Origin of the sequence: Pseudoalteromonas sp. NJ631 (genome assembly GCF_000276645.1) — a bacterium.
GTDB lineage: Bacteria > Pseudomonadota > Gammaproteobacteria > Enterobacterales > Alteromonadaceae > Pseudoalteromonas > Pseudoalteromonas piscicida.
Window position 1 is genome coordinate 282,216 of sequence record NZ_AKXJ01000005.1, and the last position, 18,593, is coordinate 300,808.

At 44.1% G+C, this 18,593-nt stretch carries 17 protein-coding genes; 3 read left to right on the top strand and 14 right to left on the bottom strand.

The features are described 5' to 3' along the window. Position 1 precedes the first annotated feature (1 nt). The 10 genes from A587_RS0111555 to A587_RS0111600 form a co-directional block, all read right to left on the bottom strand. Complete coding sequence (locus A587_RS0111555) at positions 2 to 718, bottom strand: ABC transporter ATP-binding protein (RefSeq protein ID WP_017217726.1); 717 nt, start codon at positions 716 to 718, stop codon at positions 2 to 4. 12 nt (positions 719 to 730) lie between these two features. After that, complete coding sequence (locus A587_RS0111560; RefSeq protein ID WP_017217727.1) at positions 731 to 1,981, bottom strand: efflux RND transporter periplasmic adaptor subunit; 1,251 nt, start codon at positions 1,979 to 1,981, stop codon at positions 731 to 733. Positions 1,982 to 2,247: 266 nt separating this feature from the next. Then, positions 2,248 to 2,832 (bottom strand): glutathione S-transferase N-terminal domain-containing protein, encoded by a 585-nt coding sequence (locus A587_RS0111565; RefSeq protein ID WP_017217728.1) that lies wholly within the window; start codon positions 2,830 to 2,832, stop codon positions 2,248 to 2,250. Continuing rightward, positions 2,833 to 3,036, bottom strand: a complete 204-nt coding sequence (locus A587_RS0111570; RefSeq protein WP_017217729.1) for a DUF1289 domain-containing protein — start codon at positions 3,034 to 3,036, stop codon at positions 2,833 to 2,835. A gap of 20 nt (positions 3,037 to 3,056) precedes the next feature. Further along, entirely contained in the window at positions 3,057 to 3,341 is a 285-nt protein-coding gene (locus A587_RS0111575) for a hypothetical protein (RefSeq protein WP_017217730.1), read from the bottom strand. Between the two features lie 71 nt (positions 3,342 to 3,412). Beyond that, the gene (locus A587_RS24720) at positions 3,413 to 3,580 is read right to left on the bottom strand and encodes an I78 family peptidase inhibitor (protein WP_010370159.1); all 168 of its coding nucleotides are present in this window, start codon (positions 3,578 to 3,580) and stop codon (positions 3,413 to 3,415) included. A 24-nt stretch (positions 3,581 to 3,604) separates the two neighbouring features. Continuing rightward, positions 3,605 to 4,051 (bottom strand): methyltransferase family protein, encoded by a 447-nt coding sequence (locus A587_RS0111585; RefSeq protein WP_017217731.1) that lies wholly within the window; start codon positions 4,049 to 4,051, stop codon positions 3,605 to 3,607. Between the two features lie 70 nt (positions 4,052 to 4,121). Then, positions 4,122 to 4,721, bottom strand: a complete 600-nt coding sequence (locus tag A587_RS0111590; RefSeq protein WP_017217732.1) for a Crp/Fnr family transcriptional regulator — start codon at positions 4,719 to 4,721, stop codon at positions 4,122 to 4,124. Next, entirely contained in the window at positions 4,721 to 5,164 is a 444-nt protein-coding gene (locus A587_RS0111595; RefSeq protein WP_017217733.1) for a GNAT family N-acetyltransferase, read from the bottom strand. The genes A587_RS0111590 and A587_RS0111595 overlap by 1 nt, the downstream gene beginning before the upstream one ends. Position 5,165: 1 nt before the next feature. After that, on the bottom strand, positions 5,166 to 6,455 hold the full coding sequence (locus tag A587_RS0111600; RefSeq protein WP_017217734.1) for a hypothetical protein: 1,290 nt from the start codon (positions 6,453 to 6,455) through the stop codon (positions 5,166 to 5,168). 359 nt (positions 6,456 to 6,814) lie between these two features. Here A587_RS0111600 and A587_RS0111605 point away from each other — a divergent pair, with 359 nt between their 5' ends. The 3 genes from A587_RS0111605 to A587_RS0111615 all read left to right on the top strand — a co-directional run bounded on the left by A587_RS0111605 (position 6,815) and on the right by A587_RS0111615 (position 13,256). Continuing rightward, entirely contained in the window at positions 6,815 to 10,318 is a 3,504-nt protein-coding gene (locus A587_RS0111605; protein ID WP_017217735.1) for a S8 family serine peptidase, read from the top strand. 145 nt (positions 10,319 to 10,463) lie between these two features. Further along, positions 10,464 to 11,477: an alcohol dehydrogenase AdhP gene (gene adhP / locus A587_RS0111610; RefSeq protein ID WP_017217736.1), complete on the top strand. Its 1,014-nt coding sequence runs from the start codon at positions 10,464 to 10,466 to the stop codon at positions 11,475 to 11,477. A gap of 177 nt (positions 11,478 to 11,654) precedes the next feature. Further along, on the top strand, positions 11,655 to 13,256 hold the full coding sequence (locus A587_RS0111615; RefSeq protein WP_017217737.1) for a sensor histidine kinase: 1,602 nt from the start codon (positions 11,655 to 11,657) through the stop codon (positions 13,254 to 13,256). A gap of 66 nt (positions 13,257 to 13,322) precedes the next feature. Here the strand turns inward: A587_RS0111615 and A587_RS0111620 are convergent, their stop codons facing one another. From A587_RS0111620 to acnD, 4 genes are all read right to left on the bottom strand, one after another. Further along, a complete protein-coding gene (locus tag A587_RS0111620) occupies positions 13,323 to 13,928 on the bottom strand; it encodes a GNAT family N-acetyltransferase (RefSeq protein WP_017217738.1) in 606 nt (201 codons plus the stop codon). Positions 13,929 to 14,012: 84 nt separating this feature from the next. Continuing rightward, entirely contained in the window at positions 14,013 to 14,612 is a 600-nt protein-coding gene (locus tag A587_RS0111625; protein ID WP_232288055.1) for a LysE family translocator, read from the bottom strand. A gap of 148 nt (positions 14,613 to 14,760) precedes the next feature. Next, positions 14,761 to 15,936 carry a 2-methylaconitate cis-trans isomerase PrpF gene (gene prpF, locus A587_RS0111630; RefSeq protein ID WP_017217740.1) on the bottom strand — a complete coding sequence of 392 codons (1,176 nt, stop codon included), beginning with the start codon at positions 15,934 to 15,936 and terminating at the stop codon, positions 14,761 to 14,763. A 2-nt stretch (positions 15,937 to 15,938) separates the two neighbouring features. Further along, the gene (gene acnD, locus A587_RS0111635) at positions 15,939 to 18,533 is read right to left on the bottom strand and encodes a Fe/S-dependent 2-methylisocitrate dehydratase AcnD (protein ID WP_017217741.1); all 2,595 of its coding nucleotides are present in this window, start codon (positions 18,531 to 18,533) and stop codon (positions 15,939 to 15,941) included. Positions 18,534 to 18,593 lie beyond the last annotated feature (60 nt).

Consider the following 18,593-nt stretch of genomic DNA (forward strand, 5'->3'; position numbering starts at 1 on the left):
ACTAAGCTCCTACGACTTTGCTTGCGTGCTCAAGCTGCTTTTTATCTCTTAAAATTGTGCCATCTAGCATAGAGATAACACGGCTAGCGTAAGTCGTAGATTCGATATCATGCGTTACCATACAAATCGTTTTGCCAGCAGCATGAAGCTCGCTTAACAACCCTAGCACTTGCTGGGCATTATTTGAGTCCAAGTTACCGGTCGGCTCATCGGCGAGGATGAGGTCTGGGGAGTTAATCAAGGCTCTTGCAACTGCAGCGCGCTGCTGCTGACCGCCTGAAAGCTGAGAAGGAAAATGATTGATGCGATTTTCTAATCCCACCATCGCCAGCGCGTCTTTGGCTTTTTGCTCCATTTCTTTTTGGCTAATGCCGCCGATATAAGTCAGCGGTAACATGACATTTTCAAGCACGTTTAAATCACTGATAAGGTTAAAGGCCTGAAAAATAAAACCAATATGATTAGCACGAATGTGAGCACGCTCGTCCGAGCTTAAATTAAATGCTTGGTTACCACTGATAAAGTACTCACCGTTACTTGGTTCATCAATCAAGCCCAAAATTGACAATAACGTTGATTTGCCGCACCCTGACGGTCCCGTGATAGCCACAAACTCGCCGGGCTCTACTACGAGATTAATGCCGTCTAGCGCTTGAGTTGCAATTTCGTCCGTCTGAAACCGCTTTTCGATATTATTAAGTTGAATGACTGAGTTCATAATGATGTCCTGTTAACGCACTAGCACTTGGCTATCTTGAGTATATTTTTCCATATCGGAAATAATGATAGTTTGATTTTTATTAAGCCCTTCAAGCACTTCGATGTAGTTTACCGAACGCTGACCAAATTTAACCGTTTTTTTCGTGGCGAGATGTTCATCAACAACAAACACGCTTGCTTGATTATTTGCAACAGCATTGGCTGGCATTGCGACGAATATCGCCTCGGGCTTATGGCTCGTTACAATAACCCCTTCAATGTTGAGTTTATCTCTGGCTTCTCTTGGCAAAGTGCCTTCAATGCTGAGCTCTACCTCAACTTGGCTATTGGTGACTTTTGGGGAAACGCGTTTTACGACGGCGTTAAAACGCGAAGTGTAAGTATCGATTGTAGCCGACTGCCCCACTTGTACATGGGGCGCATCTAGTTCTGCGATGTTTATCTTAGCAACCAGCAAACGTGGATCTGCCACCTCTGCAACCGAGCTGGTATTAGACAATTGCATGCCCACTTCAATCAGCACATCCTGAATTTGTCCAGTAATTGGCGAGCGCACATCAAGTGCTGCAATATTCTCTTCAAGTAGCTTTATTTCGGAACGTAGACTTGCTTGCTCAGCCAGCTGCGCTTTGGCTTTAGCCTGTTGCACTTCTTGCTGAGTGGCAACTCTCGCTTGCTGTAACTCCACTTGCTTTTGACTACGCTGCATTGCAAACTCGCTGCGTTGATGGTCAAGCATAGAGATAGTGCTATTGCCCTTTTCTATTAAGGTTTTTTGCGCCTGCCACTGAATTTTGTCGGCTTTATAAGCCAGCAAAGCATCATGATGTGCGGTGTGCGCCTCTTGCACTTTTGCCTTTAATTCTGCAAGTTCGGCCTCATGTTGCGCTGAAATTTTGGTAAGTTGGCTATGTTTTTGAATGAGCGCTTCGCGCAGTGATGGGTTTTCAAGCCGGGCAAGTAGCGTACCTTGAGTGACCATTTCACCCGGTTTAACCAACACTTCAACGACTTTCCCGCCACTACTACTGGTAACCAAATGGCGTTTTTCCAATGCAAGACTGCCAAGTCCCTTAACACTGAGTTCAAACTCGCCCTGTTGGACTTTAGCAACGATTAACTCTTCTTGGAAAACCACGTTTGATGCACTTTGGGTATATGCTTTGGCAAAAAGTACCAAACCGACCACAAATAGCACAATAACAAGCAATGCGAGCTTCTTAAGCGGCATGCGCTTTGTTTTCGCCAGTTTTATATCCATACTCTGTACTCCACTTTGAGAATACAGATGATGAATCAAATTTCAGGCCAAATTTTTTTCATTTTAAAATCAATACAATACAATAGAATTGAGTTCGTATTCGATAAAATATGTGTCGAAATCGAGACACTAAAAACTTAATAACTGTGTCGGAAGTGGTACATTTGTATTTGCTGATAATCGTAGAGCGAAATTCCATGCTTTTTTAATGGGAACATCACTACAGTATTCAAGGCTCATATTTTACTTTCACATCGACTCTTAAACTACGAATGCACTAAGTGCAATACGTTACGAGCTTCAAGCCATGCAACTAATCCATTCTGATATTCCGTTGCGGGTTGCGCCAATTGAATACCGTAGCTAAATAAACGATAAGCAAGCACAGCATAAAATGCATCGACCATAGTTGGCTTTGCAAACATAAATGGGGAGTGAGCCGCAGCAAAAAGAGTTTCTACCCTTTTTAGCTCGCACTTTGCCGCATCCGACAAATTTATTGACGTATTTGGCGTGAAAGAAAAAGGTAATTCACAGCGTAGCGCAGTGAAGCCAGCGTGCATCTCAGCGACAAGACTACGTGCCTGTGCACGCTCATAAGGGTCTTGTGGTAGCAAACCGCCTTCACTAAGGTCGTTGAAGAACTCTGCAATCGCGAGTGAGTCAGCAATGACATGACCTTCCACGAGCAAAGCTGGTACTTGTTTAGTCGGCGATACATTGGCCAACTTTGCTTTGTCAACACAAGAGGTCAAATCGATAAGTTCAATGTCTAACTCAATATCTAAGATAGACGCACATAAAAGCGCTCTTAATGACCAAGTTGATTCGGTCCCAATCACCAATTTCACTTAATTTCCTTGATATTTCTGAGCATGTTGCTGTTTGCGCCTCGTACAATGCGCTAAGACTTTGAGCTTTTCATCTTCGCTGTAACTTGTCCAACTGGTGATTTCATTCAACGTTCTAAAGCAACCTAAGCACACATCTTTATCATCCAAACAACACTTTCTGATGCAAGGAGATTGGACCAAATTACAACTTGAGTGTGACATCGCAGCTCCTTTAAATAGATTTACTCAAAATAACTTGCCGGAAAACAAGACTCTCTCTTTTTGCCTTTAAAATGATGGCAGACCCCTCCCGTTTCGGTATTAACTAAAAAGGAATGGTCAATATCCTTAAAGTAAAACCAAATAAACTCCATGCCTTCTTCTAAGAAGTGTTGTTCAAAAGTGGGCTCATCAAAATGCGCCGCTAGCGCATCTATATCTGTTATTTCATCGTAGCTAACGGCATAGACAGCTAGGCTCGTGAGCGTGGCTAAAACAAAAAATACCTTAACTAGGCCAATATGCATCTTGTTACCTTTAGTCATTTTATTGGACGAAATACATCATCTTCATCAATCAATATACAAACTGGGTGGGGCTATCCCCACCACATACGCACGACCTGTTGCGCGTCGTTTAACTCAATATTAAGTCGCTGAGGTTGATGATCTTGGGTAAGCATATCTCCAGATTGATACACCCTAACCACTTTTCCAACGATTGTTTGTAGGGATTTTGAATAATCAATATCTTGCACCATTTTCATTTTATCCTCATTTATGCTTGGAATTTAAAGCCAACGACGCACTCTCCTTTGATAGCGTAAATAGGCATCTCCAAAAGTTTGTTCCATCATCTTTTCTTCAAACCGAATGTACCATCTGTCTGTAATAAGTAAAAAAACAATCACAAATAAAAATGACACGAGTGCACCACCGATTAATACAGCATAGCCCAGTAGTGCAATGACAAAGCCTAGGTACATGGGATTACGGGTATATTGAAATATCCCAGCCTCTACTAATTTATCAGGCTTATTGAAAGTCATAATATTGGTTTCTTCCTTCGCGAATATCGTGCTGCCCGACTTGGCCAGTGCAAGCCCCAAAACAATCGGTACTAACCCTAACAGATTGAAAGGGTAATAAATAAAATGTGGTGCAGCAGTCAACCAACACACCACAGGCATCAATATGACAAATAAAAACAGTAAAATAGGAGGCAGTAGCTTTTTCACGATGTTATTCCTTATCTGTAGGACAAAAATTAAAGATAAGGTAATGCGAATTTTGTTGCAGTGCCTTAACCTATGTTAAGCCAAGCTCTTTTCTAATTCTCGACAGTGACACATCCGTGATCCCGAGATACATCGCGATATGGCGCAATGCAACCGAGCGGCTTAATGCTTGATTTTCTTGGGTAAAGCGTAAGTACCTTTCCTTTGCACTTAACTGGAGTAACGCTGCTTCGCGTTTCTCTTTTTTAAGTACCAACTGTTCATACATTTTGCGTACAAACCGCCCCCAGTTGAGGTTTTGCTCAGATACAGTGACTAGGTCAGCATAGCGAATTTCGGCAATCACACAGTCTGTTAGCGCTTGCGTTGAAAATGGACTTGGCTGATCTTCCAGGTAACAAGATAAACAAGAAAATGCCCCGCTCTTTTGTAACAGAGATTTATTCCGTTCATTACCCTTTTCATCTAGGTAGAAATAGCGTCCATATCCCGCTAATAAAAAGTAAACACTCGAGATTTTCTCACCTTGCGCGAATAATATCGTATCGGCTGAGATATGACCGATTTTTATATGCGGAGCCATAAGTAGCCAGTCATCGTGTGAGAAGTCAACTAACCGCCCATATACAGCTAACCATTTTTGATAATTTTCGTTACTTGATTTAGCCATTAGTGTAAGTGCTTTTCGAATAGTAACAGGATTCTATTATCGTAAAGCATCGTATCGAACTGCTGATATCCAAGCTTTTGGTATATGTATTGCGCTCGAGTATTATCTGCAAAAACATCTAGCCAAATGCGCGTTATACACAACTCCTCTAACACGTATTTTTCCATCTGTTTTATCGCTTCTTGTCCTATTCCCAACCCCTTTTTAGCAACCACAATCCGGCGAAATTCAACACTTTTCAGTTCTGGTTCAACGGCTAAAATAATAAAGCCAACTATTTCACTGCCTGAGTGGATTGTTAAGTAGTGTATGTTGGATTCAGAAAATAACTGCTGATGAGCAAGCAGCGAATTGCTCAAGATAAATTCCTTATTATCATCCGCATTCTCCATTTTGCTCAAAGCTGGAAGTTGTGTAAAAACACCTCGAACTAATGTGACCATCTCATTCGCTTTTATACTTAAGTAGAAGTTTTGAATTCAGTTCACTAATAAAAGGGCTATCCTGTAATCTCGATTCTTGTTCCATTAGCCACTCTTCAAAAGCCTCTAAAGTAACGGATTGATAGAGCTTCGCTAGCCAATCTTGAAGCGAAACATTAAAAACATCACATAAAGCTTGCTGACATAACCAAAGGTTTTCAGGCATAGCCACATTCTTACCATACTTGATGAGCTGAGAATGCTGAAAAACACTTTTTATTCCAACAAGGCCAAGCTTCCCCTGCTCATCTAGGGGTGCAAGGCAATTATCTTGCACGAAACTCGGCGGTGATGGGAAGTCAAACACGAACTCGGGAGATTCATAATTGACGTATGCATATTTGACAATAGCGCCAGCTGATAAATTAGTTGCTTCACATGGGATGGTAAACGGAATATTGAGACTGCATTCATTTTCACCAAGTACGTAGCGATCATAAACGACGATATCAGTTTGCAACTTAAAGCTATCTCCTGGCTGGTGGCTATTTGGGATAACCAGCTTTCCACTTAATAGCGTATCGTCACCACCACTGAGTTTCTGTACCGAAGATTTCTGTAAGTTAAAAAATTCTCCAATGTGTATTTGCTCCCCTTTTCTATTTAATGTTGCCGATAATGCGATAGACTCAGGGATCAAAATACCGTCTTCTTTGAGGTAGGGAAATAGATGCTTGAAGATCCAAACTTGTGGCTCTCTTTTTAGTAGTGCCGTCATCGTCTCGGAAATCACGATATCAAAGCTACATTTTTCTTCACCCTGCCATTTTAATGCATCGCAACAAACCAGCTGTTCGATACAGTGCTCGACATCAAAAGTATCAATTAACTTTTTCACCGCTACGACATTTTCTGGGTGTATATCAAGTAGGGTAGCTTTTATAGGAAGACTGGGGTGTAGTGCTAACAATGGAAGCAATAGCGTGGCGTAGGGACCGGTGCCTGCGTATAAAATACGCACTTCGGATAAGCCTTCACTCAATTTATCTTCAATCGCTGCTTTTACGCCCTGCATAAAAACCAAACTACGCAGCTGCTCTTGAGAACATTTAGCGGCCTGAACAGGGGAAATGGCTACACCATACTCAGTGTGAACACTACTCCAATCATTCATATCAAACTGAGTATCAACACCACTCAATTTACCAAAACATTGCACGAACTCGTCAAACAATACAGTCAATTCAGGAGACTGCTTATTTGCGGAAAAAATTCCTGCTAAACATCCGAGATTAAAGCTCTTAAGATCCATTTTCTTTCCTGTGATATATAAGATTTATTGGGCTAACGACTTCTTTTTAATGAATTATTATTTAAGAATAGTGTGAAAATATTAGCAATAGAAATATTCAATTAACTTGCTGTGTTGCTAATGCATTTTGGCTTCACCATCTCAGCAACGTTCGAAACAATGAGAAAAGACATATTCCCCATTTTATGATCCTACGTCATGAAATTGTTAATGACAGAAGAATTAAAAAAGTGAAAAATCCCATTTTCCGTAACAAAAAGTTGAAATGACACCCAAAAAGGAACTATATTTGTTCAAATCCTGATCTGGGATGTAAACAAAACAAATAAAAATCATAACAAGTATGATGGGGAAATCCGATGTCAACTCTAAATAAGTCAGCACTCGCAATCGCCGTAGTGACCGCTTTATCTTCTTATACCGTTACCGCAGCTACATACAATCAATATAATTTTGAAAACAAACCTCCTTTACAAAGCCAATATCCCGATTTTAAAAACAAAAAGACAAGAAAATCGACTCTCAACGTTGTTACGTGGTTAGTTAAATTACACACACCTTCTATTGCAGAACAAAGCCTTGCTGGTATTAACGTCAAAAATGCAACATCAAGTATTCAGCAAGCTCAACAAAGTGTAGAAACCGCAATCGCTAGCACTAGTCCTACGCTGCAGGTTGTCGCTAAAACGTCTAAGCTATCTAATGCAATTATCGTCAATGGCAAAGAAGCTGAAGTTAACAAACTACTACACAATCCATTAGTACATTCTGTGTTACCTGTATTTGATTATAAATTGAATGTGGCAGACAGTGCTGACTACATAAAGGCAACGCCTTTAGTTTCCACTGGTGAAGTTACAGGTGAAGGAGTTCGTGTTGCTGTGCTTGATACGGGTATTGATTACACCCACCAAGCGTTTGGTGGCCCTGGCACAGTTGAAGCTTATGAAGCGGCTGCAAGCAACCCTGCAGATACGCCGGCTTGGCCACAAGGCTTAGTATTAGGTGGATATGACTTTATCAACAACGATCCAGATCCAATTGATGCAGGTACTAACCACGGCACACACGTTTCCCATTCAGTAACAGGTATCGCACCAAACGTTGAATTATTTGTTTACTCCGTCTGTGCAGAAACTTGCCCTGGCTTGGCTCAACTTTTAGCGTTGGAATCTGCAATGGATCCCAATGGGGACGGTGATATTTCTGACAGAGTAGATGTTGTTAACATGTCACTAGGCGGAGACTTTGGCGATAATCGTGCAGGTGCAGTTCAAGAACTTATCGATAAAGCCGTGATGCTAGGTACTAACGTTGTTATCTCTGCAGGTAATGATGGCCCTACACCATTTATAGTTGGTGGACCAAGTACAACAGATAATGCACTTTCTGTTGGTGCTATGGAGCACTCTGTCATAAAAGGTCAGCACATTTTAGCGACCTTGATGGGTGAAACGGCTGAAGCAGGTGCGGCAGGTTTTAACCCAGAGGGCTTTGAAGAGTTTGAATTTAGTAGTGACACAACCCCTCTAGCATTTGTTGAGACTGAAAAGAATGACCGAGGAGATGCCACATCTATTGCTTGCGATCCTTTTGCAGACGACGTCGACTTTACGGGAAAAGCTGTCCTAGTTGACCGAGGCGGCTGTAACTTCACTCAAAAAGTGCTAAACGCCCAAGCGAAAGGCGCTAAGTTGGTGATGATCGCCAATAATGTTGAAGGTGGTGGTCCAACTGAACCAGGTGGCAGTGCTCCAGGTATTGAGATCCCGACAATTGGTTTGAGCTATAGCCAAGGTAAAGCACTTAAACAACAGTTACTAGCAGGAAACAATGTTGCCTATAATGTGAGTGCCACAATCATTCTAAAAGAAGGCATGATCGCGTCATTCACCTCTCGCGGACCTTCTATCAGCGGAAGATTAAAACCTGAAATCACAGCGCCAGGTGTTAGCATTATGACTGCACATCCGGGCCTTGGTGATGGACTTACTCCAGCAAGTGGAACTTCATTCTCTGGCCCTATTACAGCTGGTGCCATGAGTATGCTTAAAGAAGCGCTACCAAATCGCAGTGGTTTTGAGCTAAAAGCAACGTTAATGAACGCGGCTAACTTAGATGTTACCATGGAACCTCGCTCGCAAAACCCAAATGCAGCGCTTGCACCAATCAGCTTTATTGGTTCAGGTCTTGTAGATGTTGAAAAAGCGGCAAACCTTCCGGTTGCAGCATGGGCTGAAGATACGATGCAAGCGGCGCTATCATTTGGCTTGGTTTCACTATCTGAAACTTCATCTATCACCAAAAAGGTAGTCGTTAAAAACTTCTCGAACCAAGAACAGACCTATACATTGGCATATGAGCAGCGATTTGCTGACGACGCAGAGCGTGGTGCACTTAGTATGACCTTTCCTGAGTCGATCACCGTTCCTGCTGGACAAACCATTTCGTTTGACGTCACAGCAACTATAGATCCAACTAAACTGCCTGAATGGACATTAACTTCTGCCAACATGGCATTCTTGGATGCAACACACGACCTTACAACGTTAGAGCTTGATGGTGCATTGAACTTTATATCTGGCGACGCAAAAGCGCTGCACTTGGTTTATCATGTGCTACCAAAAGCCGCCGCGAATGCGAAAGTCATGCCTGTCGTCGATGACCAAGGTGCTAGACACGTATTAACCAATACTGGCGCTGCGACTTTAGAGCCATTTTTTGCTCCAACTGTTGCAAAAGATGAAGCAGGTGATAGCGAACGTTTAGATATAATCGGTGCTTCTGTAGAAACAACTTCGGTCCCAACTAGCGTTTGTGATACCGGTTACATGTTATTCACTACCATAGTTACTAATCAACCTATTATCCACACTTATCAAGGTGGCTTTATGGCTGATTTCGATTTGCCAGCTGAAGGTGGAACGTCGCCAGATGGCACTTATGATGTAACTGTTCAAAACGGCAAGCAAGAATGGTTTGGCAATTTCCTATCGGGTAGCGCTATCTCATTTACTCATGGTTATGGTTCAGGAAGCGGCTTTGTTACTAATATTAATTTTGCATCAGGTAATAATTTCGTCACCATGAGCAGTTGTGCCGATGCATTTGGACTTACAGCCGAGCAGGTCGCAACTGGAGTGGAAGCCAAAATTCGCTTCCGCACGGAAGAAGAGACTTGGATGCCGATCCCATCAAATTCTCTAGACGAAATGTTCGCTGATAGTTTCATGATAAAAGCACCAGCAATGGAAGTAGCTACAACTGAAGCGGAAGGTTTAGCTATGCTCGTTGATGATGCTGGTAATGAAGTGACAGAGCTTGCACCTGGTGAGTCAGCAAACCTAACTTTCTCCGACAATGATTTCATGATTCTATCAAGTAACGGGGCGGTACCAGTTATTGTTTCTCCGTCAGAAGAATCAGCGAAAGCGCCAATCATCACCGCTGATCAGTCATTCTCAGTCGAGGAAAATACAGCGGTCGATACCGTTATTGGCCAACTAGAGGTTGAATATGCATCTGACTTTGCGAACCCAGTTTCTGAGTTTATTGTTATTGCTTCAACTTCTTCAGCTATCACGGTTAATTCATCAGGACAGGTCATTGTCGCCAACAGCGAGCAACTAGACTTCGACTCAGGACTAGAAAGCGTTGAGCTTGAAGTCGTGGCGACTGATACCGGTGGTAATGTATCTGAGCCTGCGAAAATTATGGTCGAGGTAACAAACTTAATGGATGAAGAGTCAGAACAGCCGACTCCAGATCCAACGCCTACGCCAACACCATCAAAATCTTCAAGTGGTTCACTATTTTGGTTACTACTAGCAGCACCACTTGCGCTGCTACGTAGAAGAAAATAACACCCTACTTTTTGTAATTAAGTAATGAAATGGCGAGCATTGTGCTCGCCATTTTTATTTACTCTCATCTTATTCATTGTTTCGGATCAAATTGTTTCTAGTTATAGCTGCTAAGCTACTATCGACTCAATCAAGGAGCAAAAAGATGAAAGCAGCGTTAGTGCACCAATTTAAACAACCGTTAGAAATTCAAGAAATTGAAAAACCGCAACTTACTCAAGGATCGGTCATCGTTGAAATAGCCGCCTGTGGTGTTTGCCACACCGACTTACACGCCTGTCATGGCGACTGGCCTGTTAAGCCTAAATTACCACTAGTGCCTGGTCACGAAGGTGTGGGTACCGTTATCGCAAAAGCTGACGATGTTAAACATTTAGCCGTTGGTGATAGAGTGGGTGTACCTTGGCTTCACAGCGCCTGCGGTCATTGTGAACACTGCCTAAAAGGGGACGAAAACTTATGTCCAGAGCAGTTAAATAGTGGCTATTCCGTCGACGGCGGTTACGCACAATACTGTAAAGCCGATGCCAACTACGTAGTAAAAATCCCTGAAGGCTTATCATTTGTCGATGCCGCACCTCTATTCTGCGCGGGCGTCACCACCTATAAAGCACTAAAAGTATCGAAAGCTAAACCCGGTGAATGGGTTGCCATTATTGGTGTAGGGGGCCTTGGTCACTTAGCAGTGCAATACGCCAAAGCAATGGGGCTGAATGTAGTTGCGGTTGATACTGGTGAGTCAAAGTTAGCACTGGCAAAAGATCTTGGCGCCGATTTATGTATCGACTTTAAGCACAATGATCCCGCAGAGTTAATGCAAAATAAGCTAGGTGGAGTCCAAGCCGTAGTTTGTACCGCGGTCTCAAAGCCAGCCTTTACGACATCATTTAACAGCGTAAAGCGCGGCGGTACTTGTGTGCTCGTTGGCTTACCACCTGAAGAAATGCCTATTCCTATATTTGATACCGTTCTTAAAGGTATCAGTGTTGTTGGCAGTATTGTTGGTACTCGTCAAGACCTCACTGAATGCTTGCAGTTTGCTGCTGAGGGCAAGGTAAAAGCCATTATTGAAACCAAGCCACTCGAGCAAATCAACGATATATTTAACGATATGCTCAATAGCGACATTAACGGCAGGATCGTACTTACTTTCGACTAGACCCATCGAGCAGCCAAATACTTGTTATCCATTTGGCTGCTTTCTCACTTCGGCAAAGTGACAAAAGCCTAGAACGATCAACCAGAGCGCAGAATGACAACGGCCAGAGAACAAATTGTTATTCCGAGCTTAGGTTAACTATACTTTGTGTATTCGAGTCTTAACAACGTTGAATACATGGCAGCCAGTCAAAGCAACATACTTCACCCAAGTCAGTCGTTTAGCTTTAAGTACTTCTACCATATATCAGCGCTCTCCATGCTGCTTTTTTTTCTTTCTGTGGTGTTCACGTTTTTAGCATTCGTCAATAAAGAAGCGCAAGAGCAAGAAATAGAAAGGAATTTTAATCTTGTTCGGTTATCCCAAGAGTTAAGACTCAGCTCAGATCAACTCACCATGATGGCACGGGCTTATGCCGCCACGGGCAACCCTAAGTTTAAGCAATTTTTTGATGAGATCTTAACGATCCGTAACGGCACTTCCCCCCGCCCTAAGCATTTGCACCGCGTCTATTGGGACATGTTACTGGTCAAAGAAGGTCAGGCGCCATTTGAAAAAGAAGCACCACAAGCACTGCTGACATTATTATTAGAAAACGGGGTTTCTACGGATGAATTAACTATGTTGCGAAATGCAGAGGATAAAAGTGAAGCACTCGTGTCACTTGAGCGTGAAGCCTTCGAACTCGTGGCAGCAGGGAAAAATCAACAGGCCCTCAAGATTTTGTACAGCGAGGCTTACCTCCAAAGTAAAGTACAAATAATGACGCACATCAATGCCTTTTTAGAACGCAGAGAGCAGGATTTCAGTTCACTCCTTGCAAGCAGCAATAAAAAGGTAAAGTCCTATTATGGTGCCGCGTTTGTTTGTTTTATCTTGCTATTACTTAGCCTCATCGCGTTGTACAACTCTCGTTCGGCCATCCGTAAAAGTATTATTGATTATCTAAATACGGAGGTAAAAAGCCAAACTGAAGAGTTAATAGAAAAAAACAAAGCACTTAATCACGCGATCAGTGAACTCAGTGAGACTCAAAAACGCCTGATAAACGCCGAAAAGTCAGCAACGCTGGTGCGATTGATCCCAGGACTTGCCCATGAGATTAACACGCCGATTGGCGTCGCGATGACTGCTTCCAGTAACCAACTATTGCTCGTTGAAGGGGTAAGACAAAGGGTAAATAAAAATGAAATCGCCAAATCTGCTTTATTGCATTCGATAGAAAATATTGAAAGCTGTGCCAAGCTCGTCGTCAATAGTACCGAGCGGATCACCGGTATTATCGACAAGCTCAAAATCATCACCAATACTGGATTTGAAGGAGAAGTAAAGCCAGTTTACTTACAGCCACTTATCACACGATGTGTGAATGAGCTTGCCAATCAACACCCACATATTGATATTACCCTCGATATTCCCGAAGCACTTGCTATCACCGCCCCAGAGAGGTTATTACAGCAGATTTTCCAACCTGTAATAGAAAATGCGTTTTACCACGCCTTTGCTGATAACTCAGTGCAAAGCCCGTGTGTGATTATATCAGCTCAAGTCTCAAAACTTGGATATACGATTAAAGTCACGGACAACGGCAGCGGTATTCCACATGAAATCAAAGATAAAGTATTTGATCCCTTTGTCGTCGGTAATCGCACCCAAAAAGGCTTGGGCTTAGGGCTAAGCGTTGCACTCGCTATTGTCACTCAGTATTTTAGTGGTGTAATTGAGTGTGAAACGGAATCTAATACCGGAACATGCGTCATTATCAAGTTGCCGAGCTAGTCGCGCTAACGGACCCAGCCGATACTTTGGTTTACTTTCCATAAATGCACACTTTAAACTTCATTATTATTGCGGCAATGCTTTGTAAATAGAATACAGAGGAACAACGCACTGCCACTCTTCCTGAGAAATAGAGTACACAGCAAGGTTGAAGCACTCGTTCCGATAAACACCTTCACGACGTAATATGCCATCAAAGTGAGCACCAAGTTGCTCAACCAACCGGCGTACTAAATCATTACGCTCGTCGACTCTAAATTCAACTAAAGCGAAGCCTAGCGTATTCAAATACTCTGTCACCAGTACACAAAACACCTTGTCATACAGGGCATCGTGGATAAACCAACTCTCTTCTACTAATACTTTTTTCGCCGCTGAGTCATCGACTGTAATTAAGATCATGCCAAGCATTTCGCGCGTTTGAGTTTGTCGCACACAAATACAGTGCTTTGATTTATCTTCAGTAGCTTGTAAAAAAGGTACTAGCACTCTTTGTTGTCGTAACTTTAATAACTCTTCGGCATCGTACTCATCACCATATCTAAGCGAAAACAGACGCTCCAACCGTTTATATTCCCCTATTCTTAACGTTCTCAAAGCAAACGCTGAGTCCGAAAACTCAACACGGATATCACTTATGGGGATGTCTTTTTCACCTGGTGGAACGATCATTGGCTTTTTTGAGTGGCGGATACATAACTTAGATTATTACACCTATTTAAGCCTAAAAGCTATGCCAGTGACTTCCCATCAAACTCAAACGACAAATAGCCCGTAAAGAACAAGTACAACTAAAGTTAACGCAAAGCTAACTCGGATCCGCTTGAGCACGGTTTCATCTTTCAGCGTTTTAAAAATCACACCACCTAATGCCAGCCATATTGTGTCGACCACTATCGCCACTACGTAGCACACGCTAGCGGCAAGTAACGTAGCAACTAGATTTGAGCTTGCCGGCACCGAAGCCGTCGCAAAAATAGCGATACACGCGGCGTAGGCTTTGGGGTTGAGGAGGTTAAGAATAAACCCATCTTTAAAGCTCGGTAGCTGCACACCTGCACTGCCAAGCGCCGCGTTGTTTGCTGCAATTTTGTAGGCTACATAAATTAAGTAGGCGGCTGCAAGCCATTTGAGCATGAGTGTCACTTGGGGATGACTAACCAGTAACCCTGCAACCCCAGTGGCTGCAAAGATCACCGCGACAAGCAGTCCTGCCAAAATACCAGCTAAGAACGGGAAACCTTTTTTAACACCTTGACTCGCCCCCGTCGCAGCCAGTGCAAGTGGCGCAGGACCGGGTGAGCCAAGTAATACCGCGGTTGTGATTGCCACAGAAAGTAAAGCTTCAAACATCATATCGTCCTTATGAATTACAAGTCTGCATGGTGGAAATCAAAGAAGAAGCCGAATGGCAGGCACACTTTCACGACCAAGCAACAACTCGGGAGTTTTCTTATCTTGAAAATAAGGCTCCTGGGAATAGAGCCTTTAATTTAGTATGCTGCTACGCCTCTGGGACGCAAACTCGGCCTTCCATTAGCACGCGAGCGCTGCGGCTCATGACGGCTTTTTTAGCTTGCCAACGGCCAGACTCTTGTAGTGCTTCAGCGCCAACCTTTAAGGTGCCTGACGGATGTCCAAAGGTTACGGAGTTAAGATCACCGCCACCTGCCGCTTCGTTAACTAGGGTGCCAGGAATTGCTGCCGCGGTTGCTATCGCCACAGCGGCAGTGCCCATCATCGCATGGTGTAACTTACCCATGGATAAGGCGCGAACGTTTAAATCAATGGCATTGGCTTCCACCGCTTTACCGCTCGACGCAGCATAAGATTTAGCAGGTGCAACAAAAGCAATCTTTGGGGTATGTTGGCGAACTTTCGCTTCGTCAATATGACCTATTAAACCCATTTTAACTGCGCCATAAGCACGGATCTTTTCAAATCGCTCTAGTGCAGCTGAGTCTCCATTAATCGCTTCTTGTAACTCAGTACCTTCATAACCTAAATCGGAAGCACGGAAGAAAAGCGTTGGGATCCCGGCACTTATCATGGTCACTTCAAAGGTGCCTTCATCAGGCACAGTTAACGTATCGACGAGATTGCCCGACGGAAACATATCAACATCTGGATCGCTTGGATCCATAAACTCAACCACCACTTCTGCTGCTGGGAAAGTTACGCCATCCAGTTCAAAGTCGCCCGTCTCTTGCACTTCTCCATTGCTGATTGGAACATGCGCTACTATGGTTTTGCTAATATTCACCTGCCAGATTTTAACGACAGCAACACCGTTCTCTGGCACTTTATTCGCGTCGACTAAGCCGTTGCTGATTGCAAATGCCCCCACCGCAGCCGTTAAATTGCCACAGTTTCCGCTCCAATCAATAAATGGTTTGTCGATAGCAACCTGACCAAAAAGATAATTCACGTCATGGTCGGCTTTGTCGCTTTTACTTAAAATCACGGTTTTGCTGGTACTGGAAGTTGCACCGCCCATGCCATCGGTATGTTTACCATAGGGATCTGGGCTGCCAATCACACGTAACAGCAAATTATCTCGCGCTTCACCCGGTTGCTGAGCATACTCGGGTAAATCCGTTAAATTAAAGAACACCCCTTTAGAGGTGCCGCCACGCATATAAGTGGCGGGAATTTTAATTTGCGGCTTAAATTGGCTCATGGTTATACGCCTTCCGCTTCTAGGAAGTCTTGAGCAAAGCGTTGTAACACGCCGCCAGCAGAGTAAATAGACACTTCTTCAAAGGTATCTAATCGACAAGTCACAGGCACCTCTACGCGCTCACCACTTTGACGATTAATCACAAGAGTTAAAGTAGCGCCAGGTGCCGGTTCACCCTCAACGTCATAGGTTTCTGTACCATCGAGTTCAAGCGTTTTACGGGTCGTGCCCGCTTTAAACTCAAGCGGTAGTACTCCCATACCGATTAAGTTAGTACGGTGAATACGCTCAAACCCTTCCGCTGCGATAACCTCAACCCCGGCTAAGCGCACACCTTTTGCAGCCCAGTCACGAGACGAACCTTGGCCGTAATCTGCGCCAGCAACGATGATCAGCGGTTGTTTACGCTCCATATAGGTTTCGATGGCTTCCCACATTCTGGTGACTTTGCCTTCAGGCTCAACACGCGCCAGTGACCCTTGTACTACTTCACCGTTTTCTACCACCATTTCGTTTAACAGTTTGGGGTTGGCGAACGTCGCACGCTGCGCCGTTAAGTGATCACCTCGGTGTGTCGCGTATGAGTTGAAATCTTCCTCTGGTAAGCCCATTTTGGCCAGATATTCACCCGCCGCACTGCTTGCCAAAATCGCATTCGATGGCGACAAATGGTCAGTCGTGATGTTGTCACCTAAAATCGCTAATGGACGCATGCCTTTCATGGTACGCTCGCTCGCGAGTGCCCCTTCCCAATAAGGAGGGCGACGAATATAGGTACTCGTTGGACGCCACTGATAAAGTGGGTCGTTGTCTTCTCCATAGTCTACCGTGAGGTCAAACATTGGCTCATAAACGGCGCGGAATTGCTCTGGTTTTACGCTTTCTTTGATCACTGCATCGATTTCTTCATCGCTTGGCCAGATATCTTTAAGCGTGACTGGATTGCCCTCTTGATCGCGACCTAAGACACCATTTTCAATATCAAAACGCACGGTGCCTGCAATTGCATAGGCCACAACCAACGGCGGTGAAGCTAAGAAGGCTTGTTTTGCATAAGGGTGAATTCGACCGTCAAAGTTACGGTTACCCGATAACACTGCCGTTGAGTATAAATCACGGTCAATCACTTCTTGTTGAATTTTCGGATCGAGTGCGCCACTCATGCCATTACAAGTCGTACAAGCAAAGGCAACGACACCGAAACCGAGCTGCTCAAGTTCAGGTAGGAGCTTTGCCTCTTCCATATAAGAACGTACTGCTTTTGACCCCGGTGCAAAAGACGTTTTCACCCAAGGTTTACGAGCAAGACCTAATTTATTGGCATTACGTGCCAGCAAGCCTGCGGCAACTACGTTACGTGGGTTACTGGTATTCGTACAGCTGGTGATCGCAGCGATGATCACCGCACCATCAGGCATCAAGCCATCTTTTGGCGCTTCAATCTCTTTAACGATACCTTGATTAGCCAGGTCGTTAGTTGCAACGCGACGATGCGGATTTGAAGGACCTGCAATATTACGCGTCACCGTCGACAAATCAAACGTAAGTACACGCTCGTACTTCACGTTTTCTAGGGAATCAGCCCAAAGCCCAGTTAGCTTAGCGTATTTTTCCACCAGCTTAATTTGCTCGTCATCACGGCCTGTGAGCTTCAAATAATCAATGGTTTGCTCATCGATGTAGAACATGGCTGCGGTTGCGCCATACTCTGGTGTCATGTTTGAAATTGTCGCACGGTCACCTAAATTAAGGTCTTGCGTACCTTCACCAAAGAATTCTAAGTAGCTAGAAACGACGCGCTCTTTACGTAAAAACTCAGTGATCGCCAGTACGATATCTGTTGCGGTGATCCCCGGTTGGCGTTTACCAATGATTTCAACACCAACAATATCAGGCAATCGCATGTAAGACGCACGACCAAGCATCACGCTTTCCGCTTCAAGGCCACCCACACCAACGGCGATAACACCGAGTGCATCAACGTGTGGCGTGTGGCTGTCGGTGCCAACAAGCGTATCAGGGAAGGCAACACCGTCGCGCGCTTGAATAACTGGCGACATTTTTTCCAAATTGATTTGGTGCAAAATACCGTTGCCTGGCGGGATCACATCAACGTTTTTAAATGCCGTTTTGGTCCAGTTGATAAAGTGAAAACGGTCGTCATTCCGACGGTCTTCAATCGCGCGGTTTTTCTCAAATGCATCTTCTTCATAACCGGCGTGCTCTACAGCTAAGCTGTGATCCACAATCAGCTGAGTCGGTACGACTGGATTGACTTTAGCCGGATCGCCGCCTTTTTCAGCGATAGCATCACGCAGACCCGCAAGGTCGACTAAAGCAGTTTGACCCAAAATATCGTGGCACACTACGCGAGCAGGAAACCACGGGAAGTCCAAATCGCGACGACGCTCGATGATCTGTTCAAGATAATCATTGAGTTTTTCAGGCTCAGCGCGGCGTACTAAGTTTTCAGCAAGCACACGCGAGGTATAAGGTAAAGTCTCGTAGCTACCTGGTTTGATGGCTTCTACCGCTTCTTTTGTATCGTAATAGCAAAGCTCAGAATCAGGTAAACGTTTACGGAATTGAGTATTCATAACAACTTCCAACAATCGGTGACGGAGAACAGGCGGCCATGGCGACCGCCAGAATAGATT